Below are 26,147 nucleotides of genomic sequence, written 5' to 3'. Positions count from 1 at the left end.
TAGAAACCGTTTAATTTTATGAAACCTACCTGCTATACTAGTATACTTCTTTTCTTAAAATTTCCAATTTTTCTAAATAAAAGTAACACCATAGTAATTATTTACTCTGGTGGCAGCACACTTATATAGAAAACAACCCTAAAAAATCACGAGTAACATTAAAAACACAATTAACAAATACTTACTATCTTATGAAAAAAACTACTTTAAACCTTTTACTGTTATTACTTTTTACAGTAACAACACAAGCACAAACCACATACACCTATTCTTATTCTGAATTTGGAGATTGGACAGAAACTGCCAATTGGTCGCCATCATATCCTGGTACAACCATAAATTCTGGGGACATCGTTAATGTCGATGGCGATGTAGAATTAAATAATTCTGACAACATAATTAATTATGGCACTTTAAATGTGAATGGAATTATATTTGGCTCTGGAACAATTTCAAATTATGATACTTTAAATGTGAATGGCTATTTAAATAGTTCTGGGACAATTTCAAATCATGGCACTTGTAATGTAAATAATGGTGATATTACTGTCCCTTCATTCATAAATTTATCTGTAGGAACCATTTCTGTTACTGGAATTTCCACTTTGCGTTATGGAATTACAAATGATGGAACAATTAATAATTACGGAACAGTTAGTACAGGTGGTTTAACTCTTAATGGCTCTGGAACTTTTACAAATATTGGAGTTATAGAATTAATTAATACTAACATTGATGCTAATCAAACATTTATTAATACATCCTCTGGTACATGTAATACAAGAGGGCTCTCACAAAATTATAGCTATAGTTTTACAAATGATGGAACACTTACTGTTTTAGTTGGTACTTTTGAGAGTGTACATTGTACAAATAATGGAACCATTACAGTCAATAATACCACAACTTATAAAAATACTAGCGAACTTTTTAATACAGGTACCTTTAATAACAATGGTACACTAACAGGTGTTAATACACATCATACAGGTAATTTTAGTAATGCAGGTATTTTAAGTCCAGGAAATTCTCCTACTCCTGGACCTTATGTTTTTATAAATGATTACACGCATGAAAGTTCTGCTACATTAATCACAGAATTAGAAAGTACTTCAAATTACGACACAGTATTTAGTTATGAAGCAATAACTTTAGGTGGCACATTAGATGTTAGCCTTTTAAATGGTTTTACACCTGCTGCAGGCGATAGTTTTACAATTATAACTGCAAGTAGTATTACAGGTACATTTGATACCGCAAATTTACCTTCTGGTTATAACTGGAATATTAATTATACACCTACAAATGTTATACTAGAAATAGTTACAACTTTAAGTAATCCTGATTTTAATCTAGTTAATGTTGCTTTATATCCAAATCCAGCAAAAAACCAATTTACTATTCAATTAAATAATACATCGACATTAGTAAAAGTAAACATATACAATATGTTAGGTCAAGCTGTTTTAACTACTAAAGAAACTAATATTAATACATCAAAATTAACTTCGGGTTCTTATTTTGTTGAAGTTATTACAAGTAAAGGAAAAGTAACTAAAAAACTTATTTTAGAGTAGTCGCTTATAAATACATGGCGTTATTATAAAATATAGCGTTAAATGCAACTCTAAACCGTAAAAATTAAACTCTCACATTTCTGTGGGAGTTTTTTATGTTTAAAATCTTGAAATTTGATTATAATTGTATTATCACTTAAACTTTAGTTCTTTAAATCACTAAATAAACGAATATTAAATATAAAAACTGTAGCCAACATAGTACTATGGTAAAAAAAAAGTAAAAACATTCTAATTTTTAGCTAAAGTACTTTTAGAAGAATCATCATATATTAGTCCTGATTTTGTAATACAAAAGCTTGTTTTAATAGTATATTACATATAGTTATTTAAGCTCTCTTTTGTGCTTTATGTTTCTAATTTAATGAATTACTAACTTAAGCCGTGAATAATTAATTTAAAGTAAACAACAAAGAAGTATTAAAAATGAGGTAAATATGAAAAGAATAACTATTATTTTTATTTTAATGATTGTAACTGTTTCTTCTTGTAATTATAATAAAACAACAACAGATATAACTAAAAAAGTTTCATCTGATTTACTTGTTGACCATTTTAATATTTGGATTAAAAATCCTGAAAAGGCAAAAAAGCGTTTAACCGACATTGGATTTACAGCTGTTCCAGATTCACTTTCCCAAATACACAAAGGACAAGGAACCGCTGGAAGATATTTTCATTTTTTAAATAATTACCTTGAATTGATTTTTGTTTATAACCAAAAGGAATTGGAGGATAATAACAAGATAAATAAAGATTTAGATTTTACTGCGAGAGCAAATTTAGAAAACAATGGCGCTTCTCCTTTTAGCATAGCTCTTAAAGTAAAAGATTATAACGTAGATAAAATTCCATTTGAAAAAATTAAATACCATCAAGATTGGATGCTAAAAAATGCCTCTATCTATTCTGCAAAAAACTCGAAAATACACCTAAAAGAACCGTCAATTTTTGTGGTTTATCCTGAAATTGAATCGGATACATTTGAAACGTTAACCGATTTAAAAAATATACCAGACCAATATGCCTTTGTGAGAGATTTTTACAAACACCCAAATGGAGCAAAAAAAATTACAAACATTATTATTACATCAACCAATTTAAATTTAAAAACAAAAACAATAAAAGCTGCAAACGGTATTAAAAACTTGACTGTTAAAAATGGAACAGAACACTTAATGGAACTTTATTTTGATAATAACATACAAGGAAAATCTTTTGATTTAAGACCAGAATTACCATTAATTATACATTTGTAACAAACATAATTACATGAATAAAACAATATACTTTCTATTCTTTTTAGCTATTACAATTAGCTGTAAAAACAAAGGCATAGTTAATGAAGACCCCATTCCAGAACATGATAGTTTTACTATAAGCTCGAAAATTGTAAACGAAAACCGCGTTATTAATATATGGACACCACCAAATTACAAAGCATCAACAGACCGTTTTAATGTGCTTTATATGCCAGATGGTGGAATTAAAGAAGATTTTCCGCATATAGCCAATACTTTAAATACATTGTTAGCCGATAAAAAAATACCACCATACATTTTAGTTGGAATTGAAAACACAGAAAGGGGTAGAGATTTAACTGGTTTTTCTGAAGTTGAAGATGATAAACAATATTGTCCATTAACAGATGGTGCCAAAAACTTTAGAGCATTTATAGTAGAAGAATTAATACCAGAAATAAACAAGAAGTACAGAACGAAAAACAGAAAAGGAATACTAGGAGAATCTTTAGCAGGACTTTTTGTAATGGAAACGTTTTTAACAAAACCAGAAACTTTTGATTTTTATATAGCCATGGATCCTTCCCTTTGGTGGAACAACAATTATTTAACCCAAAACGCCGATTCGTTATTGTCTAAATTCCCAGACAAAACATTAAAACTTTGGTTTGCAGGCTCTGATACAGAAGATATTTCCAAATTTACTAAAAGCTTGAATGACACATTAAAAAATAATGCACCACAAAAGTTAACTTGGAAATACTCAGACGAGCCAAAAGAAAAACATCATACCATTTTTAGAGCAACCAAAGAAAAAGCTTTTATTTGGTCATTACATGAATAAAAAACTCTGCTAATTTTAGTTTTTTCAATTGGACGTTGTACTTTTGCATACGTTTATTTTCTTACAGAAAATAGACTTATTATAACACTTAACTTTTAGTGAAAAACTTGTTATTTAAAAATATAAAAATGAAAAAAGCCCTAAAAAATAGTCTGCTATTATTGACGTTAATTGTATTAGTTGGATGCGCCTCTAGTGATGATAGCGATTGTATGAAAACCATAACAATACCGCAATACTATTTTGTAAACAATCAATCTTATAGTTATGATATTACGCAAGAAGTACCTTGTGATTTTCCAGAACCTACAGTTGCTGAATTAATTGAGGCACCTACATTAGAGAATTTCTCTTATGAGATTATAAAATTTGAATTTACCCCAGATACGGGTAACAACACAACACGATTAGAATTTGAAATTAAACTTAATAACCCGAATGATTATGCGGTTTCGGGTGTGCCAATACTCACATTAAATACCGATGGTTTGGAAACAACAAGTAGTTTTTCAAATAATGCCTCTGTACCTTGTTTAGAAATTGCGGCAAATTCGCATTGTGTTTTAACTTTTAATCAAGAAAACTCTTTAGATTTAGGTTTAATAGATTCGATAGAATTAGTAAATGTTGGTTATTATTTAATCAATTAGAGTCATTTTAAACGTAAAAAGTACTATTTAAACTGCTGGCCTAATATCAACAGCTACTTTCATTTTATTTTCCCCAGAACTATAAATAACACCTTTTAAAGGTGGCACGTCATAATAATCGCGCCCGTATGCTACGATTATGTGTTGGTCTTTGGGTATTTGGTTGTTTGTAGGATCGAAATCTACCCATCCAAAAGTGGGTATGTAAATGGAAAACCAAGCATGTGAGGCATCGGTACCAACTAATTTTTCTTTTCCTGGAGGTGGTAATGTTTCAATATAACCACTTACATAACGAGCAGGTAACCCAACGGAACGAATGCAAGCAATAGCAATTTGTGCAAAATCTTGACAAACCCCTTTTTTATTAGTTATAACCTCGTGTATGGGTGTAGCAACATTGGTAACGTTTGGATTAAACTCAAAGTCGTTAAAAATACGTTCCATTAACTCGTAGGTGGCCTCAAAAATTGATCGATTAGGTTTAAACGATTCTTCGGCATAGGCTCTAATTTCAGACGAAATATTAGCTATTAAAATAGATTCTAACATAAATTGTCTTACATCTATAATATGTAGCTTTTCAGTTTTTAATACGGCTAACGCATCTATTAAATTAATTTGTTGTCCCATTTCAGATTCATAAATATTGGGAGCCAAGCTACTATCTCTAAGTATTTTACTTAATGCTGTTACTTTTAATGTTTTATGATGCTCTTGTATTGAGAAGCGAGTAACCGTGTTTCCAAAAAAATCTAATTTCTCAGAAAATTCGGTAGGTGTAGGGCTAATTTCTAATTTATAATCTACCACCGTTTGCCCTAACATATTTTTAGGTTTTATAGTGGCTATGTTATGACAAAAGGTAACACCATATTGGTATTTGTAGCTTGTGGTATGTGAAACTTGATATAACATATTACAACGTTGGGAAATTTTGATTCGTCAATTGTTTTTGTGTATAAGAATGGTTGAAATATGTATTAGACACTTCCATAGCCGTTTGATGTAATAAATCACTTATTTCTGCTAAAGCATCATCTAAATTTTGCCTTAATGTTTCATTTTCATTTAAACCACTAAGCGCTTCAACATGCAAACTATTTATCATCTCATAAGCTTTATGAATTTTTTCTTTGCAAGTAGCTACCGTATCTTCTCCAACAGAGTAGGGTAGTCTATTAACATCTTTTTCTATACGCTTAATTTGATAAGTAAGTGATTTGGCATATTCTTTATCTAAAAGTACCAATTTAATAACGTTTTCTACACTTAAATACGAGCGGTAACTGTATCTGTAAATATTAAGACTTTCGCTACTGTTTAAAAACGCTTCTAAGATTTCGTACTGAACTTGTTTCTCATAATTAACTACCAGTAAAGCGCGACATTTCTCAACTTGCATCGTGGCTTGTTCGGTTTGTAAACCAATAAAATATAGTAGCAATCCTTGATTTACTAATATACTTTCTTCAATAAGTGCCATAAAAGCAATAAGTCGCGTAATTATGCGGTCAAGAAACTTTGTAAGTTTAGCAATTGAAAAATCTTCTGCTTTTTTAAAGGTTTTCCATTGTTTTTTAATTCCATCAAAAACGCGCCACATATCTTTAGACCACAAACTTCTAAGCGAATAATAAGAATTATTAAAGCTATTCATGGTTTGAGCAAGACTGCCTACACGGTCTGTATCTAAAATTAATGAGATTATCTCTTGAAGTGGATTTTTAAAGAGCTCTTCTGAACCTTTGCCAATAAAACCAGGGAAAGTAGAGGTTATGTTAGTAATAGATTGATATAATATGTGTAAACTTTCTTTATTGGTTTTGTTTGAATTGAATTGTTCTTGATTCATCCTATTTAGTACCACACGTAAATAACGAGCAGTAACTAACGAACGGCCTAAATAACGCCCAGACCAATACAAGTTTTCTGCGGTATTACTTGATAAATCATTAATATCGGCAACACCATTATTTGTGGAGGCATCCCAAGCATAATTTTGTAAAGGATCTTGTGTTTGTTCTGAAACTACCCAAAAATCTTTACTAATACCACCACGTTGGTTAGAAACAAATAACTTTTCACGATCTGCTGCTACACGAACTAAACCACCAGACATGATACTATAACTATCTTTTTTAGCGATAGCAAACGTTCTGCAAGATACTTTTCTAGGTTCTAAGCTTTCATCAACAAAATTTGGAGCTGTTGAAAAGGATATTTTTTCTTGAGCCACAAACTGGTATGGTGCTAATAAAATTTCGTGTTTCAATTTTTTTAAAGCAGCCTCGTCTAAAAATTCACAGAAAAATATTTTTTCTCTATTAGATCGATCAATGCGTTTTACTACCAAATCTTTTAAATGACTTAATACATAATCGCATTCTTTTTTTTGTCCGCACCACCAAGAGGCTATTTGTGGTAAAATTAAATCTTCTTTGAAATAATATTTACAAATGGCATTCATAAAAGGAACTAAGCCCGAGTTTTCAAGAATACCACTACCAATAGGATTTACAATGGCAACTTGCTGTTCTCTAACAACTTCCAAAAGGCCGGCTACACCTAAATACGAATCTTCTCGTAACTCTAAAGGATCCATAAAAGCATCGTCAACGCGCCTTAAAATAACATCTACTTGCTTTAATTTTTTAAGTGTTTTTAGCCATAGTTTTCCGTTTCTTACAACTAAATCGCTTCCCATTACTAATGGATATCCTAAAAATGATGCTAGATAAGTGTGTTCAAAATAAGTTTCGTTATGCGGACCAGGCGTAAGCACGACAATATTAGGATTGTCTTTATTTTGAGGAGCCGAATCAATGAGCATCTGTTTTAAATCGTTAAAAAAACCTAATGGCTGTTTAACGTTAATGTTTTCGAATATATCTGGAACAACATTATTAAGTGCATATCTATTTTCTAGAGCGTAACCCATACCAGAAGGTGCTTGAGTACGGTCACTAACTACCCACATACGACCATCTGGTCCACGAGCTAAATCGGCTGAATATATTTGTAATGTTTTGGTTGCTTTATATTGAATTTGATCACATTGTCTTAAAAAACCACGATGAGCAAAAACGACTTCTTGAGGTAGAATACCATTTTTTATAAGTTCGCGTTTACCATAAATATCTTTTAAAACTAAGTTTAATAATTCTGCACGCTGAATAAGACCTTTTTCAATGGTAGATTCCCATTCGTTTTCATGAATTAAAAAGGGAACAACATTTAAATTCCATGACCGGTGCATGCCATTAGGGTCGTTGTAAACGTTATAAGTTACACCGTTTTCTTCCATTAACCAATTAACTTCGTTTTGTTTGGCTTGGAGATTACTATATCCAATTTCAGAAAATTTATTTAATAACTTTTTCCAATTAGTATTTATAGACATATCGGTTTTTAAAAACTCGTCGTACGCTTTATAACTGGAAAAGTAATTCTGAAATAATGTATCTTCTTTATTGGGCATTATGTGTTTTTAAAAAATGCAAAATTAATATAAATAATGTTGATATATGTACTAAAGTTAGCTTTAGTAAATGCTTTGTTTATTTATTAAAATTCTACCATTTACATAATTTTTAGTTGCTTTATAGTGTCTAAAGCATCAATAAAACATGCCATTAATTCTTGTTACAAGCTTTTAATAAACTTGAAAAAACATTACAATAGAATTAGTTACCGAGAAAACACTTGGGATTATTTAACCATTAAAGATATGTTTATTTTACTTTTTTCGTAAATCTAAAGTATAAGGAAACTCAAAATTAACCGGTAGTTCTTTATAACTAAACTTTTTAGAGCTGTCTTGTTTTTTAACTTTTCCAGTACTTTCGCCACCTTGCATAATAGCATCAGGCTCAATAATTTCTCCTTGAGTATGGCCAAATTCCCAGAAACGATTAATACGCCTTGATTCTGCTTCGTAACTGTTAACAGGGTAACTATCATATGAACGACCTCCAGGATGCGCTACGTAATACGTGCAACCACCAATGGAACGTTTGTTCCAAGTATCAACAATATCAAAAACCAAAGGTGTATCTACGCCAATAGTTGGGTGTAAAGAGGAGTAAGGATTCCATGCTTTATATCTAACACCCGCTACATATTCGCCTTTTATACCGGTGCTATTTAATTTTACTTTTACACCGTTACAAGTAAGTACAAAACGCTCTTCTATAAAGTGGTTAACTTTAACTTGAATACGTTCTACAGATGAATCTACATATCTAGCGGTACCACCACCAGTCATTTCTTCTCCTAAAACATTCCAAGGTTCTATAGCTGCACGAAGTTCTAAATGCACGTTATTAATTTGTACCATACCGTGTAATGGGAACCTAAATTCGAAGAATGGGTCGAACCAATCTTCTTGGAATTTATATCCAGCTCGGTTAAGTTGTGCGACAATATCTTTTATGTCTTCTCGAACATAATGCTCGATTAAAAATTTATCGTGTAATTCTGTACCCCAACGAACTAAATCGTGTTCGTAAGGCTTATTCCAGAACCATGCAACCAAAGTTCGCACTAACAGGTTTTGCATTAAACTCATTTGTGGGTGAGGAGGCATATCAAACGCACGAAGTTCAAGAATACCTAATCGACCAGAAGAGGAGTCTGGAGAATATAATTTATCGATACAGAATTCTGCACGGTGTGTATTTCCTGTTAAATCGGTTAATAAATGACGAAATAATCTATCTGTTAACCAAAATGGAACATCGCCATTCTTTGGTATTTGACTAAAAGCAATTTCAAGCTCGTATAGGTTTTCCATACGGGCTTCATCAACTCTTGGTGCTTGACTTGTAGAACCAATAAAGGCGCCAGAAAACAAGTATGAAAGCCCAGGGTGATGTTGCCAGAATGTTAGTAAACTTCGTAATAAACTTGGCTTACGTAATAAGGGACTATCGGCAGGTGTTAATCCACCTAATGTAACATGGTTTCCGCCACCTGTTCCGGTATGTTTACCATCTAACATAAATTTTTCAGTCCCTAAACGAGATTGTTTTGCGAGTTCGTAAAGTGTAAGTGTATTATGTGTGAGCTCTTGCCAGTTTTTTGCTGGATGTACATTAACCTCAATAACTCCTGGATCTGGAGTTACTTTCATAGATTCAAACCTGTGGTCTTTTGGTGGGTCGTAGCCCTCTAAAACAACAGGAATATCTAGTTTTTTTGCAGTAGCTTCAATAGAGGCTATTAAATCTAAAAATATTTCGGCAGAATCTAAAGGCGGTAAAAATAAATGTAATTTACCTTCTCTAATTTCAGCACAAATAGCTGTTCTTATAAAATATTTATTTGCATTATCAGCACCATTATTTTCAGTTTGTTCAAAACGTAAAGCAGCGGTTTTTTTAAAGCTAGGTAGCCTACCTTTTATAGAAAAATTATCAGGGTCAAATTTTGGAAATTCACCATGTTCGGGTTTTCTAATTAGAGAATCTAATGGTAATCGTAATCCGATAGGGGAGTTTCCTGGAATTAAAAACAAATGATTTCTTCTAAATGTCCAGTCGCTGGTATACCAGGTGCCCATAGAATTATTTAAAGGCAACACATATCCAACAGCTTTTGATTTACCATCTTTAAGGATTTCTTTTAATTTATTTTTAACAAGTAAGGCACCATCATCTTTTGTCGGGTCTACATCTACCGGTAGTTTTCCTTCTTCCCACATAAAATAAAAGGCATCTTCGTAAGTAGGGATTATGGTTTTATTTGTAACTCCTAAATGTTTAGAAAGCGTTTCTAAAAACAGTATATCGGCACCTTCTTGTACAATGGGATTATCTGAAAATAAAGCTAGTAAATTTTTGTTATGCCATATGTTTCTGCCATCTTTTCTCCAACAAAGTTCAATAGACCAACGTGGTAAAGGCTCACCAGGATACCATTTTCCTTGCGCTTGATGTAAAACACCTCCTTTTGCAAATTCATCATATACACGAGCAGAAAGGTTTTTAGCAAGTTCTCTTTTATGTGGGCCATCGGCATCGGTATTCCACTCAGGAGATTCCATATCGTCAATAGATACAAATGTAGGTTCACCACCCATGGTTAATCTAACATCACCTTTTTCTAATTGTTTTTCTACTTTAAAACCTAATTTATAGATAGCGTTCCATTGTGCTTCAGTATAAGGTTTGGTAACTCTTGGCGATTCAAAAATGCGTTTTACAGAATTTTCAAAAAAGAATTCTGTTTCGCAAACATCAGACATACCAGATACAGGTGCAGCACTTTCAAAAGTTGGAGTACAAGCTAGTGGTATATGACCTTCGCCAGCCAATAATCCTGAAGTAGCATCAAAACCTATCCAACCAGCACCAGGTAAATATACTTCTGCCCAAGCATGCAAATCTGTAAAATCTTCTTCAGGACCAGAAGGCCCGTCTAATGATTTTTCGTCAGATTTTAATTGAACCAAATAACCCGAAACAAAACGTGCTCCAAATCCTAAATGGCGTAAGGTTTGTACAAATAGCCATGCATAATCTCTACATGAACCACTTTTTTTATCAAGTGTTTCTTCACAGGTTTGTACACCTGGATCCATACGGATGTTATAATTTAAATACTCATATATTTTTTGATTAATATGAATTAAAAAATAGATGGTTTTTCTTGGCGTATAATCTAAGGTTTTTAAAAACCCCTCTAACAGTTTACCTTTATCAGTAATTTCTAAATAAGGTAATAACTCTTTTTTGGTTTCTTCTTTATAAACGAAGGGATACTCTTCAGCATACTCTTCGATAAAAAAATCAAATGGATTTATGGTTTTTAAATCAGCAATAATTTCAACATCAATAGTTAGTTCTGTTGTTTTATCAGGAAAAATTAAACGCGCCATATAATTTCCAAATGGATCTTGTTGCCAATTGAAAAATTGATTTTCGGGTGTTATTTTAATAGAATAAGCTTCAATAGGTGTTCTACTATGTGGTGCAGGTCTTAACCTAAAAATATGGGGTGATAATGATACAGGTCTATCATATTTGTATTTTGTTTTGTGTGAAATAACAATTTTTAACGCCATAGTAGTTCTTTAATTATTAGAATATACAATTTAAGAGTTTTATATTGAGAAGTTGTATAAATACTCTCAGAATTAATATATGAAATTTACGATTTTCATATTTTTAACATGATGAAATTGTGAAAACATAAAAACACTAATGATTTCGATAATATTGGATATTTAATTAGATACAAAACAGCAAAATAATGGCTGTTATTAATTAGTGTACACTCGGTTTTCTTGTTCTGCAACTCTTATAAATGTGGTACGTTTAGTTAATTCTTTTAAACGTGCAGCACCAACATAAGTACAAGTACTTCTTATACCTCCTAAAATATCTTGAAGTGTATTATCAACAGGTCCTCGAAACGGCACATCAACTGTTTTGCCTTCACTAGCTCTGTAATCTGCAACACCACCAACATGCTTATCCATAGCTGTTTCAGAACTCATACCATAAAAACGTTTAAAAGACTCACCATTTTTTATAATTATTTCGCCGCCACTTTCATCGTGTCCAGCAAGCATACCACCTAACATAACAAAGTCTGCACCAGCACCAAATGCTTTGGCTATATCACCAGGAGTTGTACAACCACCATCACTAATTATTTGTCCGCCTAAACCATGAGCAGCATCGGCACATTCAATAATTGCAGAAAGTTGCGGGTAACCAACACCTGTTTTAACTCGTGTGGTACATACAGAACCAGGACCAATTCCAACTTTAACAATATCTGCTCCAGAAAGCAGTAACTCTTCAACCATTTCGCCAGTAACCACATTACCAGCTATTATAATTTTATTTGGATACTGTTCTCTAGTTTGTTTTACAAAATCTGCAAAATGCTCAGAATAGCCATTGGCTACATCAATACAAATAAATTTAAGTTCTGGATGATTCGTTAATATCTCTGAAAGTTTTTGGGCATCACTCTCACCAATACCAGTACTTACGGCAATATAGTTTTCAATACCTTTTGGAGCAGTATTAAGAAAATTGCGCCATTCTGTTAATGTATAATGTTTGTGTATTGCTGAAAATAGTTTGTTTTTTGATAAAGCTATAGCCATTTCAAATGTACCAACAGTATCCATATTTGCAGCCATTATAGGAATACCCGACCATGTAATTGAACTGTGTAAAAATTTAATTTCTCTTTCTAAACTTACTTGTTTTCTACTTTTTAAAGTAGATCGCTTAGGGCGAATCATTACATCTTTAAACCCTAATTTAATATCATATTCTATGCGCATTTATAAATTTTATTTTTTTAAAAGTTTTAAGAATTTAAATTTAACCAAATTCATTACAAGATAAAACTTAATATTAAATATAGTTTTGCAAATTCATATAATTATAGATAAGTTTGTTAAAAGCATTATTTAATGAAGATTTTCCCTAAATCTATTAAAAATTTAAAAATGAAAAAGAAATTATCTTTTTTCATTTTTGCATCAATTGCTGCCATTTTAATATTAGGTTATGTTTTTTTAGAAAAAAAAATATATGCTGAAAGTGCTGCCATATTTTTGTTTTTGCTATCTATTATTCAAGTTTTTGCTTTACAATATTTTTTAAAAAATCACCTTAAAAACGATGTTATAAAGTCTAATTTAAAACTAAGGGTTGATGATTTAAAAGAAAAATTAGAAGCTGCTGAAGATTTAGCAAACCACAAATCTATTTATTTAGCGAATATGAGTTATGAAGTTCGCACCCCATTAAACACCGTTTTGGGTATGTTAAATATGCTAAAACAAACAGATTTAGATAGTGACCAAACAGCGCAAGTAGAAATAGCCGAGTATTCTTCAAAACATTTACTGCAATTAGTAAATATGGTAACTGATAATGCTGAAGTTGATGAAGGTCATTTAAATTTAGAATTAAAAACGGTAGATTTAAAAGCTGATTTATCTAAACTATTTAAAGTTTTTGAATATCAATCATGGGAGAAAGGTTTAGAATTTAATTTCAAATTTATATCAGAAGAAAAGGGTAGGTTTCTGGTTTTATGTGATTCTACTAGAATACAACAAGTGCTAATTAATTTAATTAATAATGCCATTAAGTTTACAAATTCTGGCAAAATATCCATAATTGTAGATCAATCAATTGGGATTGATGATGATCAAATTATAACATTTTATATTAAAGATACGGGAATAGGTATGAAGCCTGAAAATGCTAAGCGTATTTTTAAAAACAATGACATTGCCTTTATGAATTCTATTACTAAAGATTATAGAGGGGCAGGTATGGGGCTTTTAATTTCTCATAAACTTGTTGAGATTATGGGCGGTGAATTAAAACTTGAAAGCAAAGAAAACGAAGGTTCTACTTTTTACTTTAGTTTACAATTAAAAAAGACTTTTAATATAAAAGCCGACAAAGACATACAAAAACCTATATTATCTGATAAGTTTAGTGTTTTAGTAGCTGAGGATAATAGGATGAATCAAAAGGTTATTAAATTTCTTTTAGAGCGCCAAGGTGCAGATTGTACATTTGCTAAAAACGGACTTGAAGCTGTTAACCTTTATAAGATTTTAGATTTCGATATGATTTTTATGGATATATACATGCCAGATATGGATGGTTATGAAGCCACAAAATTTATAAAAGAAACAGATAAGTATTTAAAAACTAAAACACCTATAATTGGAGTTTCTGCAAGTGCATTTAATAATGATATTGAAAAAGCAAAATTAGCAGGTATTGATGATTTTTTATCGAAACCAATAGATGTAGAAAAACTAAAAAATTTATTGGTTAAGTTCTCTAAATTAAAAACACCAACTAAGAATTAGTTAAAACTATTTTACAGCAATTAAGCTAATTTCAACATTAACATTTTTAGGTAATCTTGCTACTTGAACGGTTTCTCTTGCCGGTGCGTTATCATCATCAAAAAAACTACCGTATACGTTATTTATTAAAGTAAAGTCATCCATATTACTAATAAAAATAGAAGATTTTATAACGTTTTCAAAAGTCATATTCGCTGCCTCCAAAACTGCCTTTAAATTTTGCATAACTTGATTAGTTTCTTTAGTTATATCATCTAAAACTAATTCATTTGTTTTTGGGTTTATAGCAATTTGACCCGATGTATATAAAGTGTTTCCCGTTAATACTGCTTGGTTATATGGACCAATAGGAGCAGGAGCGTTGTTAGTTGTAATTATAGTTTTCATGAGGTTATAATTGAATATCTGGTTGTCTTCTTTTTTCGTATTTAAGATCGCTTAATATACTTGATTTTATACCAATAAAGAAATTCCATGAACTCCTATTACTAAAAGGCACCCAACTAAAATTCATTCGCCAACTTAATAAATCTCGTTCAAATCGTAATTGCGTATAAGTAAAACCAGCATTTTTCAAGTCGTAACCTGAGGATCCACCAACAGACCATTTTGGAGATAATTCAATATCTCCAGAAAACATTAATGAATGTGACGAAATTTCATTTTGTCGTCTACTATTAGAGTAGTTTACTGCATAAGCGACTCGAAAATTCCAGGGTATTTTATTATTATACAAATCACTAGGTTTTTCCTCTTTTTTATCTTGATCTCCACGAACTTGTTGATTTGCAAAATCTTCAGATACGCCAAACAAATCATCTGCTCGACCACCACTACGTTTATTTTCTTCTATACCAGAATTATTCTTTTTATTTCTTTCACCGTCAGAACTTGAAAATGACCAACTGGCATTCATGTTAGCGCTAGTTAATCTAAAAAGACTTCCACCATTATCAATATTGTAAGTGTCAATTCTTGTGTTGTTATTATCTAAAGCATATGGGTCTAAAGTAGCACCAAAATTAATGCTCATTTTATTTTTAAATAATTGTGTGCCACCACTCATTCTAACAGGACTCCATTTTAAAGAGTCTCCTGCAAAATTATAAGATGTAGAAAAGTTTAAATTATTTAATAAAATGATTTTTTTAGCTTCAGTAGCAGTGCTGTCTCGATCTCTTACTTTCGCTTCAAGATTATTAGAAACTGAAATTCCCATGGAACTTGAAAAATTTTGGTTAGGAGCACCATATAATCCATCTTCAAATCTACTATATTCCACATCGCTGGTAGTTAGCCCATCAGCACTAATAACTTCATAAGTATCGTAATATTTATCAAATGAAGGGTTTATATTATAACTAATAGAGGGTCTTACAACATGCCTAATGGCTTTAATTTTTTTGTCTTGGCCTTCTTTTTCAAAGTTAAACATTCCATAAATAGTAGTACCAATACTCGTGCTAAAGTTATAGGTTCTATATGCGTCAAAGCCATTGACTTCTTCTTCTACAACTTCATCTTCAATTGAGTCGTAAGATTTATTTACAGTTTTAAATGTCCAAATTTCATTAAAATTGGTGCTCGCACTAGCACTAAAATATTTAAACAATTTAAAGTTAGTGGTTAAGGGTATAGTATGCTGGAATCCAACTTTAGCATCATCAAACATTTCTTTTTTGAAGAATAAAGAATCTGTGGTTTGAATTCTGTTTTCTGCACGTAAATTATATTGCAAGTTAATATTTTGAATAATACCTTTTTTAGTACCTGTTTTTGATGCAAAAGGATACATTCTACCTAAACTACCTTGAAATGTAGGTAGTGTCATATTTATACTTTCAGTATTGGTGTTTTGCGAATGCGTAGCTGTAAGACTAATATTTGCTTCAGGAACTGTTTGAAATGATTTTGAATATGAAACAGATGAAGCTAATGTATTGTTTAAGAAAGCACCTGTATTTACTTGATTTATAGATTGTTGATAATAAGTACTACTTCCTAAGTTTACTGAAGCAGAAAAACGAGAGCTAGGATTTGCTTTAGAGTCTTGACTATGAGACCAACGCAAATTATAAATGGTACTTGTAGCATAATCTGAAAAACCACGTTCGCTAGTAATTAGTTTTTCATATCTAAATCCTACGTTACCTCTAAACCTATAGCGTTTTGCATATGTATTTTCTAAACGTATTCCATAACTACCATTTGTATAGTAATCACCTAAAACAGCTAAATCTACATAATCGTTTATAGCAAAGTAATACCCACCGTTTTGTAAAAAATAACCACGACTATTTTGCTCACCAAAAGAAGGTATAATAACTCCAGAAGTTTGTTTTTCACTTTGTGGAAAAAAACCAAAGGGTAACCCTAAAGGGGTAGGGACATCGTAAATAAATAAATTTGCTAAACCCGTAACTATTTTTTTTCCGGGAACAATTTTAGCTTTACGAAGTTTTAAATAATATTCCGGATCCTCAAGATTTTCTGCAGTTGTGTATTTTGCATCTTTAACAAAATAAACAGAATCGTTTTCTTTTTTGGTAGTCTCAGATATAACAGTACCTTCTCCTTGTTCTGTTTTAGAATTATAAATAAGCGCTTTTTGTGTTTCTGTATTAAAAACAATTGAATCTGGTTCAACTACATTACTACCTTGAGTAAATACAGGTTTTTGTGTATAACCATCAATAGAGTCTGTTATACCTTTAGCATAAACAGTATTTTTATTATAATCTATAGTGATGCTTCCAGAAGTTATATTCATGTCGCCATAATCAATTCTGGCTTCGTTATATAAATATAGTTTTTGCTTTTTGTTACTAAATCTAGTGTAGTCTTTAGCATGATATTTTACTATATTTTCTAAGAGATCTTTTTTTTGTTTTATAGAATCCTTTGATATAGTATCTTGAATTTTTTCAGAAGGCTTTAAAACAACAAGGCTATCAATAGGTGTTGCTAAACTATCTTTTATAGTTCGGTTAATAGTCTTACCCTTTTTTGGGATATCTTGAGAAAAGCTTAACGTGTTGATAAACACAGTAAAACTTAATGCAAAAAGTATTTTAAAGTTGTTTGTATGCAACGCTTTTAAATGTATTTTTGTAAAAGTATGGCTCGGTTTTTGAAAAGTCAAAATTACATATATTTTTTTGTGATTGATTTAATAATCAATTAAAAATTTAAAATTAAAATAAACTCCTTTTTTGGGGCGTTAATTTGATATATAGAAAATGATAAAAGTTACATCAAAAATGGTGCCCTGTATGGTATATATTAAGTAACCGATTCAAAAAAAATAGTATTCACCAAATGAAAACGAACAACATATTAATTTTCGTATCTTTTATAATAGTATTAACATTTCCGTTATTTGTTAATGCTCAAAGCACATCTAAAAAGTTTGTTGTGGTTTTAGATGCTGGTCATGGTGGAAAAGATCCTGGTAATTTAGGAAATGGTTATAGAGAAAAAGATATAGCATTAAAAACAGTTTTGGCTGTTGGTAAAGAATTAGAGAAAAATCCAAATATTAAAGTTGTTTACACTCGTAAAACAGATGTTTTTATTGATTTATTTGTTAGAGGAAAAATTGCTAACAAAGAAAAAGCCGACTTATTTGTTTCTATTCATTGTGATTCTCATACTTCGCAAGCTTATGGTGCTGGTACATTTGTATTAGGTACACACAGGAACCAAACCAATTTTGAGGTAGCAAAAAAAGAAAACTCTGTGATTTTTATGGAGGAAGACTATGAAAAAAACTACGCTGGTTTCGATCCTAATTCACCAGAATCTGTAATGAGTATTTTATTAAGTCAAGAAGAATATTTAGACCAAAGTATACAATTAGCAAGTTTAATTCAAAAGCACTTTACTAGTAATTTAAATAGAAAAAACCGAAAGGTTAAACAAGCAGGATTTATCGTATTGCACCAAACAGTTATGCCAAGCGTTTTAGTAGAGTTAGGTTTTTTAACAAATAAAAAAGAGGGTGCCTATTTAAATTCTAAAAAAGGACAACAACAAATGGCTAACGCTATAAAAGATGCTATTTTACAATACAAATCAAGTTTAGATGTTAATGTAAGTGATTATACTGTAATTGAGAGTTCTATTAATAACGAAACTAATTTAGCTAATATTATTTTTAAAGTTCAAATTGCTGCAAGTTCAAAAGCATTAGAAACAAAGCCTTATAACTTTAAAGGATTAAGTAATATTTCCAGAATAAAAGCAGGTAACTTGTATAAATATTTTTACGGAAACACATCTGATTATAACCAAATTAAAGAGTTAAATCAAGAAGCAAAAAGTAAAGGCTATAATTCTAGTTTTGTTGTTGCTTTTAAAGATGGAAAAAAGATAGCACTTGTTGATGCTTTAAAATCAATAACTAATTAGAAGCTTACTTCTTAAATTTATATTAAATTTGTTTTTCTAAAAAGAAATGCATTTTGAAAATATCAAGAGAAGTCAAAACAGGGATACTTGTTCTATTAGGTATCATTTTATTGTATTATGGTTTTAATTACCTTAAAGGTAGAGACCTTTTCAATTCTTCACTTACATTTTATACAGAATATGAAAATGTTGAAGGCTTAGTTCCATCTACACCTGTTACCATTAACGGACTTAATGTTGGTAAAGTTACTAGTATAGATTTTAAAGGCGATGGTTCTGGAAAACTTAAAATTAAACTTTTAGTTGATAGTAAATTTGAGTTTTCAAAAAACAGTAGTGCAGAATTGTACGAAACAGGATTAATAGGAGGTAAAGCTATAGCGATTGTACCTGCTTTTGATGGTGCTGAAAAAGCAAAAAACAACGATGTCCTTAAAGGTTCAATAAAAGCAGGTTTATCAGAACTTGTTAACCAACGTTTAACTCCTTTACAAGAAAAAATTGAAGTTATGATGGTTGGTGCAGATGATTTGCTTGCTAACTTAAATGATGTTTTTGATGATAAAACTAAAGCAAACCTTAGAGCAAGTATAGCAGGTTTAAATGATGTTATGATTAATTTTAAAAACACATCAAACTCTCTTAATACATTATTAGTTAATAATGAAGAGAAGTTAAGTAATACATTATCAAATGTTGATATCATATCATCAAACTTATCAAAAACTTCAGAACAACTTGCAAATTCTAATTTAGATGAGACTATAAAAAGTATTGAAACAACTATTCAAAATTTCAATAGTATTAGTAATAAAATAAAAAACGGAGAAGGATCTATTGGAAAACTTATGGAAGATGATGGTTTGTATAACAACTTAGAAGGTGCTAGTCTCCAACTAGAACAATTGTTAGAAGACATGAAGTTAAATCCTAAGCGTTATGTGCATTTTTCGTTATTCGGAAAAAAACCAAAACAATATGATGCCGAAGGAAATGAAATAAAAAACTAAGACTAAACTAAATTATGGATTACCTACCAAATATACTTTTCGCAATCATACTCTTTTTGGGTATTGGTTATTTTGCAAAAAACGTAAAAAAGCTAATTAGAAACATAAAACTAGGTCAAGACACCAATGTTAGTGACAATAAATCACAACGTTGGAAAAATATGGCTATGATTGCTTTAGGTCAAAGTAAAATGGTACGTCGTCCTATTTCTGGATTCTTGCACGTAGTTGTTTATGTAGGTTTTATTATTATAAATATTGAAGTTCTTGAAATTATAATTGATGGTTTATTTGGTACTCATAGAATTGGCTTAAGTATTCTGCCAGAATCTGTTTATGGTTTTTTAATAGGTACTTTTGAGATTTTGGCTTGTTTAGTATTTGTAGCAGTAATCATATTCTGGGCGCGAAGAAACATTTTAAAAATAGCACGTTTCTGGAAAAGTGAAATGACCAGTTGGCCTAAAAACGATGGTAACTTTATTCTGTATTTCGAAATGGTATTAATGACTTTGTTTTTAGTCATGAATGCTACCGATATACATTTTCAAGCCATGAATTCAGGAAACATAATTAGTCAATATATAGCACCTTGGTTTTCTGGATTATCAGAAAGCACATTGCATATTATAGAACGTGGTGCTTGGTGGGTTCATATTGTAGGGATATTAATTTTCCTTAATTACCTTTATTTTTCTAAGCATTTACACATATTATTAGCGTTCCCAAATACCTATTTTGGTAAATTAAAACCAAAAGGGCAATTAAATAATCTAGAAGCAGTTACCAAAGAGGTAAGAATGATGATGGATCCAAATGCAGACCCATTTGCAGCACCAGCAGAAGGTGCCGAAGATGAAATGCCAGCAAAATTTGGAGCAAGCGATGTTCAAGATTTAAATTGGGTGCAATTATTAAACGCATACACATGTACAGAGTGTGGGCGCTGTACAAGCGAATGTCCTGCTAATCTTACAGGAAAAAAGCTATCGCCAAGAAAAATCATGATGGATACTCGCGACCGTTTAGAGGAAGTTGGTAAAAATATAGATGCAAATAATGGTGAGTTTAAAGACGATGGTAAACAATTATTAGGCGATTACATTACTAACGAAGAGCTTTGGGCATGTACATCTTGTAATGCTTGTGTAGAAGCTTGCCCAGTAAGTATCGACCCACTATCTATCATTATAGAAATGCGTCGTTATTTAGTTATGGAGCAATCTGCAGCACCAGTAGAATTAAACAACATGATGACTAATATTGAAAACAACGGAGCTCCATGGCCATATAATCAGCAAGATAGATTAAACTGGAAAAACGAATAGAATATGAGCTATAATAAAACATTAATTAAAAGTATTTTATTAGTTACCATTTTTATATCGCTATCTTCTTTTGCGCAAAGCAATAGCGATATTTTAAAAGATGTAGACAACATAACTCTAAAAATGTTTAACGACATGAACAATAGAGATTATGATGCTATTTTAGACATGACACACCCAAAAGTATTTGAAATGGCCCCTAAAGAGTCTATTAAAGCTGTGTTTAAAAGCATGTTTGAAGGTAATGAAGAGTTCTCAATAGACATTCCTAAAATCATCCCAAAATATAAATTATCAGACGTTTTTAAAAACGAAAAAGACAGTTTACAGTATGTTTTTGTCTCTTACGATATGAATATGAAAATGACATTTCATAAGCAAGATTTTGATGACGAATCAAAAAAAATGATGAAAACAATGATGGCTGCCAAAGGCATGGAAGTTACATTTATAACCAACAATGCACTCGAAATTTTTATGAATAATAGAATTACTATCATTCTAAAAGATAACACCACAAACAATAAATGGGTTATGGTCAATTACGATCCAGACTCGCCATTATTCTATAACATAGTTCCAACAAGTTTATTAGAAAGTGCAAAAGATTACAATCAGGACCTAATGCTAGAGAGTAAATTAAAGAAAGAACAATAATTAAAAATTAGGGCGTTACCCGAAAAGGGTCGGGCTTTCGGCAGTCGCTTTTTTTTGAGAAAAACAAAAAAGAGCTTCAACAAATGCCTCAATCCTTAACGCAAAACACAACATATAATTATAATTCTGTAAGGTTTTTAGAAATCCTTCAGGTATTAAACCTAAAAATATGAGCGAACAATTAAAAGTACCAACAATGGCAGAGTTAATGGCCGAAGGTAAGAAACCAGATATTTTATTTTGGGTTGGTTCAGCAGGAAGTTACGATGATAGAGCAAAAAAAATCACAAAAGCTTTTGTTAAAATACTTAACAAAGCCAAAGTTAATTTTGCTGTGTTAGGAACCGAAGAAAGTGCCACAGGCGATTTAGCAAAAAGAGCTGGAAACGAATTTCTGTTTCAAATGCAAGCAGTAATGAATATAGAAATACTAAACGCTTATGAAGTAAAACGTATTGTAACCTGTGATCCGCACTCGTTTAATTGTTTAAAAAACGAATATCCAGAATTAGGTGGTAACTATGAGGTAATGCATCATACGCAGTTTATTAAAGAACTTATAAATACCAATAAACTAGATATTAAGGAAAGCGATTATAAAGGCAAACAAATAACCTTTCATGATCCTTGTTATTTAGGTAGAGCAAACTCAGAATACGATGCACCTAGAGACGTGTTAAGCAAGCTAAATGCAAATTTGGTAGAAATGAAACGTAGTAAAGCAACAGCATTATGTTGCGGCGCAGGTGGCGCACAAATGTTTAAAGAACCAGAAAAAGGGGACAAGGATATAAATGAACTCCGAACTGAAGACGCACTAAAAACCAATCCCGACATTATAGCAACCGCTTGTCCTTATTGTATGACAATGATGAGTGATGGTGTAAAAGTAAAAGAAAAAGAAAATGACATTAAAGTTATGGATATAGCAGAGCTAATTGCAAGTTCACAGAAATTATAATCTAACTTAATATCAAAAAAATAATAATTACCGTTCAAAAAAAATATGCTAGTAGATTTTAATACTTTACCAGAAGAATCTCGTGTTTGGATATACCAAGCTAATCGATCATTTTCAGAAAACGAACTCGAAGAGATACAAGCAAAGCTCAATACATTTATAGAAAACTGGGCGGCACATGGTAGCGATCTTCAGGCAGGTTATACCATAAAATACAAACGTTTTATTGTACTGGGCTTAAATCAAGACTTAAATAAAGCAACAGGCTGCTCAATAGACGCTTCAGTCAATTTTATTCAACAATTGGAAAAAGAATATGATGTCGATTTAATGGATAAAATGAATGTATCATACAAGCAAGGTGAATATATTGCTTATAAATCGTTAACAGATTTTAGGAAAATGGCAAAAGACAAAGCCGTTTCAAAAAAAACTATAGTTTTTAATAATTTGGTTAATAATGTAGCTGAGTTTAAAGAAAACTGGGAAGTACCTGCAAGTGAAAGCTGGCATGGGCGCTTTATAAAGTAGTTTTTATTTAAAAATTTCTTTATAAATCTATCTTAAAGTCTTTTCATCTTCTTTTAAAAGTATTAATTTGGCATGATTATTAATGTTTAATAGTATCATTAATAATTCCCCTTAATAATTCCTTTATGCGTCAAATCTTTATTACAGTAGTTACTTTTTTATTAGTATTACAAACAGGAGCACAAACAAACAAAAATCCACTTTTAACTTCAGACACAGAAGCTCAAAAAAAATGGGTTGATAGTTTGTATGCTTCCATGACTTTAGCAGAAAAAGTAGGGCAGTTGTATATGGTACAAGTTATGTCTAATCAAGATCAGGCTACAAAAAACAAGTTAATTAATACCATAAAAAATCATCATATTGGTGGTATTATTTATTCAAATGGAGGACCAAATAGGCAAGCAAGATTAAATAATGAGTTACAATCATTATCTAAAATCCCAATGCTTATTGGTATGGATGCAGAGTGGGGATTAAGCATGCGATTAGATTCTACTTATGCATTTCCTTGGAATATGACTCTTGGAGCTATTAAAGACAATAAACTAGTAGAGAAAACAGGTAAACAAATTGGCGAACATTGTAAACGATTAGGAGTACATTTTAATTTTGCGCCTGTTGTAGATATTAATACAAATCCTAAAAACCCAATTATTGGTAATAGGTCTTTTGGTGAAGATAGAGATAATGTTACTGAAAAAGCTTTAGCATTTATGAAAGGGATGCAAGAGGCAGGTGTATTGGCTAATGCAAAACATTTTCCAGGTCATGGAGATACCGATCAAGATTCCCATCTTACTTTGCCAACTATAAGTTTTAACGAAAAACGTATTGATTCTATTGAACTATATCCTTATAAAAAATTAATTACCGAAGGACTATCTAGCGTCATGGTAGCACATTTAAACGTACCTAGTTTAGAGGCACGAGATGGATACCCTTCATCATTATCAAAACATATAGTAACCGATATTTTAAAAGAGCGATTAGGTTTTAAAGGATTAATTTTTACTGATGCTTTAACCATGAAAGGTGCAGCAGATTTTAGTGAAACTGGTGCAATTGATTTAGCTGCTTTTAAAGCAGGAAACGATGTAATGCTTATGTCTGAAGATGTTGGTGTTGGTGTTTCAAAAATTATTGAAGCTTATAATAACGGCGATATTACTGAAGCACGTTTAGAACATTCGGTTAAAAAAATACTTCAAGCTAAATATAAAGTAGGTCTAAATAATTATGAACCTGTAGGTCTATATAATTTATCAAAAGATTTAAATAGATTAAAGGATGATATTCTATATGAAGAACTGCTTGAAAATGCTATTACAGTAGTAAAAAATGAAAATGATTTATTACCACTTAGAAGATTAGAAACAAAAAGTATTGCTTATGTAAAATTTGGTGATGATTCTGGTTCTGCTTTTCTAGATGAATTAAAAAAGTTTGCAAAAGTACATACAGTAAGCTCAGACAATTTATATTCCCTAATTGGTAATCTTAAACCCTATAATACTGTTATTGTTGGTTTTCATCGTTCTAATGAAAGCCCATGGAAAAGTTATAAATTTAGCAATAAAGAGTTGGTTTGGCTTCATGAAATAGCACAAACACATACGGTTATTTTAGATGCTTTTGTAAAACCTTACGCACTCTCAAAATTAAAAACTTTAGAAAACATTGAAAGTATTGTTGTTAGCTATCAAAATAGTGAAATTGCACAACGAAAATCTGCTCAGCTTATATTTGGTGCTATAGCATCAAAAGGAGTTTTACCTGTCTCTATTGGTAATTATTTTAAACTAGGGGAAGGTATTCAAAATAATGAAATAAAGCGTTTAGGTTATACCATTCCTGAACGCGTAGGAATGAATTCTATAAAATTAAAAAAAATTGATTCCATAGCTCAATATGCTGTTAATGGAAAAATGACACCAGGTATTCAATTGTTAGTAGCTAGAAAAGGTAAAGTTATATATAATAAGAATTTTGGAAAGCATACTTACGACGGAAAAGAAAAAGTAGCTTCAGATGATATTTATGATGTTGCATCACTAACAAAAATACTTTCAACATTACCATTGTTAATGGAACTTGAAGAGCAAGGCATAGTTACTTTAGATACTAAACTTCCAGCTATTTTACCAGAATATAAAAACTCAAATAAAGCACATATAACTTTAAAAAGTATGTTGTCTCATTATGCGCGATTAAGACCATGGGAGCCTTTCTATTATCATACTTTAGATAGTGTTACAAAACGCCCTAGTAAAAAATATTATAGAAAAGTACGTAGTGATAAATTTAATGTTGAAGTTACTAAAAATTTGTTTTTAAGAACTGATTATCAGGATTCTTTACCAGAAATTATTAAAAATTCTGAGTTGTTAGATCGTCAAAGATATCGTTACAGCGATTTTCCATATTATATTTTAAAGAAATTTATTGAACAACATTACGACAGAACATTAGATGAGTTAGCACAATCACATTTTTATGAATCTTTAGGAGCTAATAACACTTTATATAACCCATATTATAAAATTACAAGTAAAAAAATAGTACCTACAGAGATTGATGATTATTACAGATACGGTAAAGTACATGGCTATGTTCATGATATGGGTGCTGCCATGCAAAATGGTGTAGGAGGTCATGCAGGAATATTTAGTAATGCTAACGATGTTGCAAAAATTATGCAAATGTATTTACAAAAAGGGTATTATGGTGGTAAACGTTATTTAAAACCTGAAACTATAGATAAATTTAACACTTGTTATTATTGTGGAGATAATAATAGACGAGGTATAGGTTTTGATAAGCCTCAATTAGGAGAAACAGGCCCTACTTGTGGTTGTATATCAATGACAAGTTTTGGGCATTCTGGTTTTACTGGTACATATGCTTGGGCAGACCCAGAAGAAGAGATTGTTTATGTTTTTCTAGCAAATAGAACCTATCCACATGCTGGTAAAAACTTATTGCTAAGAGAAAATATTAGAACAGAAATACAACGCTTAATTTACGAAGCGATAGAAAATTAAAAGACAAAACATTTAAAGTTGTAACTATTTGT

Annotated in this window: 18 protein-coding genes; 12 read left to right on the top strand and 6 right to left on the bottom strand. The window is 31.0% G+C overall.

Features of this window, described 5'->3' with window-relative positions; all coding sequences use genetic code 11:
• Nucleotides 1-191: 191 nt before the first annotated feature.
• From Q0842_RS07240 to Q0842_RS07225, 4 genes are all read left to right on the top strand, one after another.
• Entirely contained in the window at nt 192-1,577 is a 1,386-nt protein-coding gene (locus Q0842_RS07240) for a T9SS type A sorting domain-containing protein (protein ID WP_298496139.1), read from the top strand.
• Between the two features lie 437 nt (nt 1,578-2,014).
• Nucleotides 2,015-2,836: a VOC family protein gene (locus Q0842_RS07235; protein ID WP_298496136.1), complete on the top strand. Its 822-nt coding sequence runs from the start codon at nt 2,015-2,017 to the stop codon at nt 2,834-2,836.
• Nucleotides 2,837-2,849: 13 nt separating this feature from the next.
• Complete coding sequence (locus Q0842_RS07230; RefSeq protein WP_298496133.1) at nt 2,850-3,662, top strand: alpha/beta hydrolase-fold protein; 813 nt, start codon at nt 2,850-2,852, stop codon at nt 3,660-3,662.
• Between the two features lie 128 nt (nt 3,663-3,790).
• Complete coding sequence (locus tag Q0842_RS07225) at nt 3,791-4,312, top strand: hypothetical protein (protein WP_298496130.1); 522 nt, start codon at nt 3,791-3,793, stop codon at nt 4,310-4,312.
• Between the two features lie 27 nt (nt 4,313-4,339).
• Here the strand turns inward: Q0842_RS07225 and Q0842_RS07220 are convergent, their stop codons facing one another.
• From Q0842_RS07220 to Q0842_RS07205, 4 genes are all read right to left on the bottom strand, one after another.
• On the bottom strand, nt 4,340-5,230 hold the full coding sequence (locus tag Q0842_RS07220; protein ID WP_298496126.1) for a transglutaminase family protein: 891 nt from the start codon (nt 5,228-5,230) through the stop codon (nt 4,340-4,342).
• 1 nt (nt 5,231) lies between these two features.
• Nucleotides 5,232-7,793 carry a circularly permuted type 2 ATP-grasp protein gene (locus Q0842_RS07215; RefSeq protein WP_298496123.1) on the bottom strand — a complete coding sequence of 854 codons (2,562 nt, stop codon included), beginning with the start codon at nt 7,791-7,793 and terminating at the stop codon, nt 5,232-5,234.
• A 258-nt stretch (nt 7,794-8,051) separates the two neighbouring features.
• Complete coding sequence (locus Q0842_RS07210) at nt 8,052-11,378, bottom strand: DUF2126 domain-containing protein (RefSeq protein WP_298496120.1); 3,327 nt, start codon at nt 11,376-11,378, stop codon at nt 8,052-8,054.
• 198 nt (nt 11,379-11,576) lie between these two features.
• Nucleotides 11,577-12,617 carry a GMP reductase gene (locus Q0842_RS07205; RefSeq protein ID WP_298496117.1) on the bottom strand — a complete coding sequence of 347 codons (1,041 nt, stop codon included), beginning with the start codon at nt 12,615-12,617 and terminating at the stop codon, nt 11,577-11,579.
• Between the two features lie 168 nt (nt 12,618-12,785).
• Between Q0842_RS07205 and Q0842_RS07200 the strand changes: the two genes are divergently transcribed.
• Nucleotides 12,786-14,174 (top strand): response regulator, encoded by a 1,389-nt coding sequence (locus tag Q0842_RS07200; RefSeq protein ID WP_298496114.1) that lies wholly within the window; start codon nt 12,786-12,788, stop codon nt 14,172-14,174.
• Between the two features lie 6 nt (nt 14,175-14,180).
• On the opposite strand, the gene Q0842_RS07195 is transcribed toward Q0842_RS07200, so the two are convergent.
• Both Q0842_RS07195 and Q0842_RS07190 read right to left on the bottom strand, forming a co-directional pair.
• Complete coding sequence (locus Q0842_RS07195; protein WP_298496112.1) at nt 14,181-14,561, bottom strand: RidA family protein; 381 nt, start codon at nt 14,559-14,561, stop codon at nt 14,181-14,183.
• A 4-nt stretch (nt 14,562-14,565) separates the two neighbouring features.
• A complete protein-coding gene (locus tag Q0842_RS07190) occupies nt 14,566-17,316 on the bottom strand; it encodes a putative LPS assembly protein LptD (protein WP_298496109.1) in 2,751 nt (916 codons plus the stop codon).
• 176 nt (nt 17,317-17,492) lie between these two features.
• Here Q0842_RS07190 and Q0842_RS07185 point away from each other — a divergent pair, with 176 nt between their 5' ends.
• The 7 genes from Q0842_RS07185 to Q0842_RS07155 all read left to right on the top strand — a co-directional run bounded on the left by Q0842_RS07185 (nt 17,493) and on the right by Q0842_RS07155 (nt 26,115).
• Nucleotides 17,493-18,584 (top strand): N-acetylmuramoyl-L-alanine amidase, encoded by a 1,092-nt coding sequence (locus Q0842_RS07185; RefSeq protein ID WP_298496107.1) that lies wholly within the window; start codon nt 17,493-17,495, stop codon nt 18,582-18,584.
• A gap of 53 nt (nt 18,585-18,637) precedes the next feature.
• Nucleotides 18,638-19,594, top strand: a complete 957-nt coding sequence (locus Q0842_RS07180; RefSeq protein WP_298496104.1) for an MlaD family protein — start codon at nt 18,638-18,640, stop codon at nt 19,592-19,594.
• Between the two features lie 14 nt (nt 19,595-19,608).
• Complete coding sequence (locus Q0842_RS07175; RefSeq protein WP_298496101.1) at nt 19,609-20,922, top strand: (Fe-S)-binding protein; 1,314 nt, start codon at nt 19,609-19,611, stop codon at nt 20,920-20,922.
• A 3-nt stretch (nt 20,923-20,925) separates the two neighbouring features.
• Nucleotides 20,926-21,579: a hypothetical protein gene (locus Q0842_RS07170; RefSeq protein ID WP_298496098.1), complete on the top strand. Its 654-nt coding sequence runs from the start codon at nt 20,926-20,928 to the stop codon at nt 21,577-21,579.
• A 169-nt stretch (nt 21,580-21,748) separates the two neighbouring features.
• Nucleotides 21,749-22,540, top strand: a complete 792-nt coding sequence (locus tag Q0842_RS07165; RefSeq protein WP_298496096.1) for a (Fe-S)-binding protein — start codon at nt 21,749-21,751, stop codon at nt 22,538-22,540.
• Between the two features lie 45 nt (nt 22,541-22,585).
• Nucleotides 22,586-23,071 (top strand): ABC transporter ATPase, encoded by a 486-nt coding sequence (locus tag Q0842_RS07160; RefSeq protein ID WP_298496093.1) that lies wholly within the window; start codon nt 22,586-22,588, stop codon nt 23,069-23,071.
• 125 nt (nt 23,072-23,196) lie between these two features.
• Nucleotides 23,197-26,115, top strand: coding sequence for a glycoside hydrolase family 3 N-terminal domain-containing protein (locus Q0842_RS07155; RefSeq protein WP_298496091.1), 2,919 nt, complete (start codon nt 23,197-23,199; stop codon nt 26,113-26,115).
• Nucleotides 26,116-26,147: the final 32 nt, after the last annotated feature.

It is taken from the genome of uncultured Algibacter sp. (genome assembly GCF_947495675.1).
Taxonomy (GTDB): Bacteria; Bacteroidota; Bacteroidia; order Flavobacteriales; family Flavobacteriaceae; genus Algibacter_B.
Note: the sequence above shows the minus strand (reverse complement) of the source record. Positions and strands in the feature narration are given on the sequence as shown.

Coding starts and splice junctions, on each gene's coding strand:
- Q0842_RS07240 (WP_298496139.1), top strand. CDS start 192: ATGAAAAAAACTACTTTAAACCTTTTACTGTTATTACTTTTTACAGTA.
- Q0842_RS07235 (WP_298496136.1), top strand. CDS start 2,015: ATGAAAAGAATAACTATTATTTTTATTTTAATGATTGTAACTGTTTCT.
- Q0842_RS07230 (WP_298496133.1), top strand. CDS start 2,850: ATGAATAAAACAATATACTTTCTATTCTTTTTAGCTATTACAATTAGC.
- Q0842_RS07225 (WP_298496130.1), top strand. CDS start 3,791: ATGAAAAAAGCCCTAAAAAATAGTCTGCTATTATTGACGTTAATTGTA.
- Q0842_RS07220 (WP_298496126.1), bottom strand. CDS start 5,230: ATGTTATATCAAGTTTCACATACCACAAGCTACAAATACCAATATGGT.
- Q0842_RS07215 (WP_298496123.1), bottom strand. CDS start 7,793: ATGCCCAATAAAGAAGATACATTATTTCAGAATTACTTTTCCAGTTAT.
- Q0842_RS07210 (WP_298496120.1), bottom strand. CDS start 11,378: ATGGCGTTAAAAATTGTTATTTCACACAAAACAAAATACAAATATGAT.
- Q0842_RS07205 (WP_298496117.1), bottom strand. CDS start 12,617: ATGCGCATAGAATATGATATTAAATTAGGGTTTAAAGATGTAATGATT.
- Q0842_RS07200 (WP_298496114.1), top strand. CDS start 12,786: ATGAAAAAGAAATTATCTTTTTTCATTTTTGCATCAATTGCTGCCATT.
- Q0842_RS07195 (WP_298496112.1), bottom strand. CDS start 14,561: ATGAAAACTATAATTACAACTAACAACGCTCCTGCTCCTATTGGTCCA.
- Q0842_RS07185 (WP_298496107.1), top strand. CDS start 17,493: ATGAAAACGAACAACATATTAATTTTCGTATCTTTTATAATAGTATTA.
- Q0842_RS07175 (WP_298496101.1), top strand. CDS start 19,609: ATGGATTACCTACCAAATATACTTTTCGCAATCATACTCTTTTTGGGT.
- Q0842_RS07170 (WP_298496098.1), top strand. CDS start 20,926: ATGAGCTATAATAAAACATTAATTAAAAGTATTTTATTAGTTACCATT.
- Q0842_RS07165 (WP_298496096.1), top strand. CDS start 21,749: ATGAGCGAACAATTAAAAGTACCAACAATGGCAGAGTTAATGGCCGAA.
- Q0842_RS07160 (WP_298496093.1), top strand. CDS start 22,586: ATGCTAGTAGATTTTAATACTTTACCAGAAGAATCTCGTGTTTGGATA.
- Q0842_RS07155 (WP_298496091.1), top strand. CDS start 23,197: ATGCGTCAAATCTTTATTACAGTAGTTACTTTTTTATTAGTATTACAA.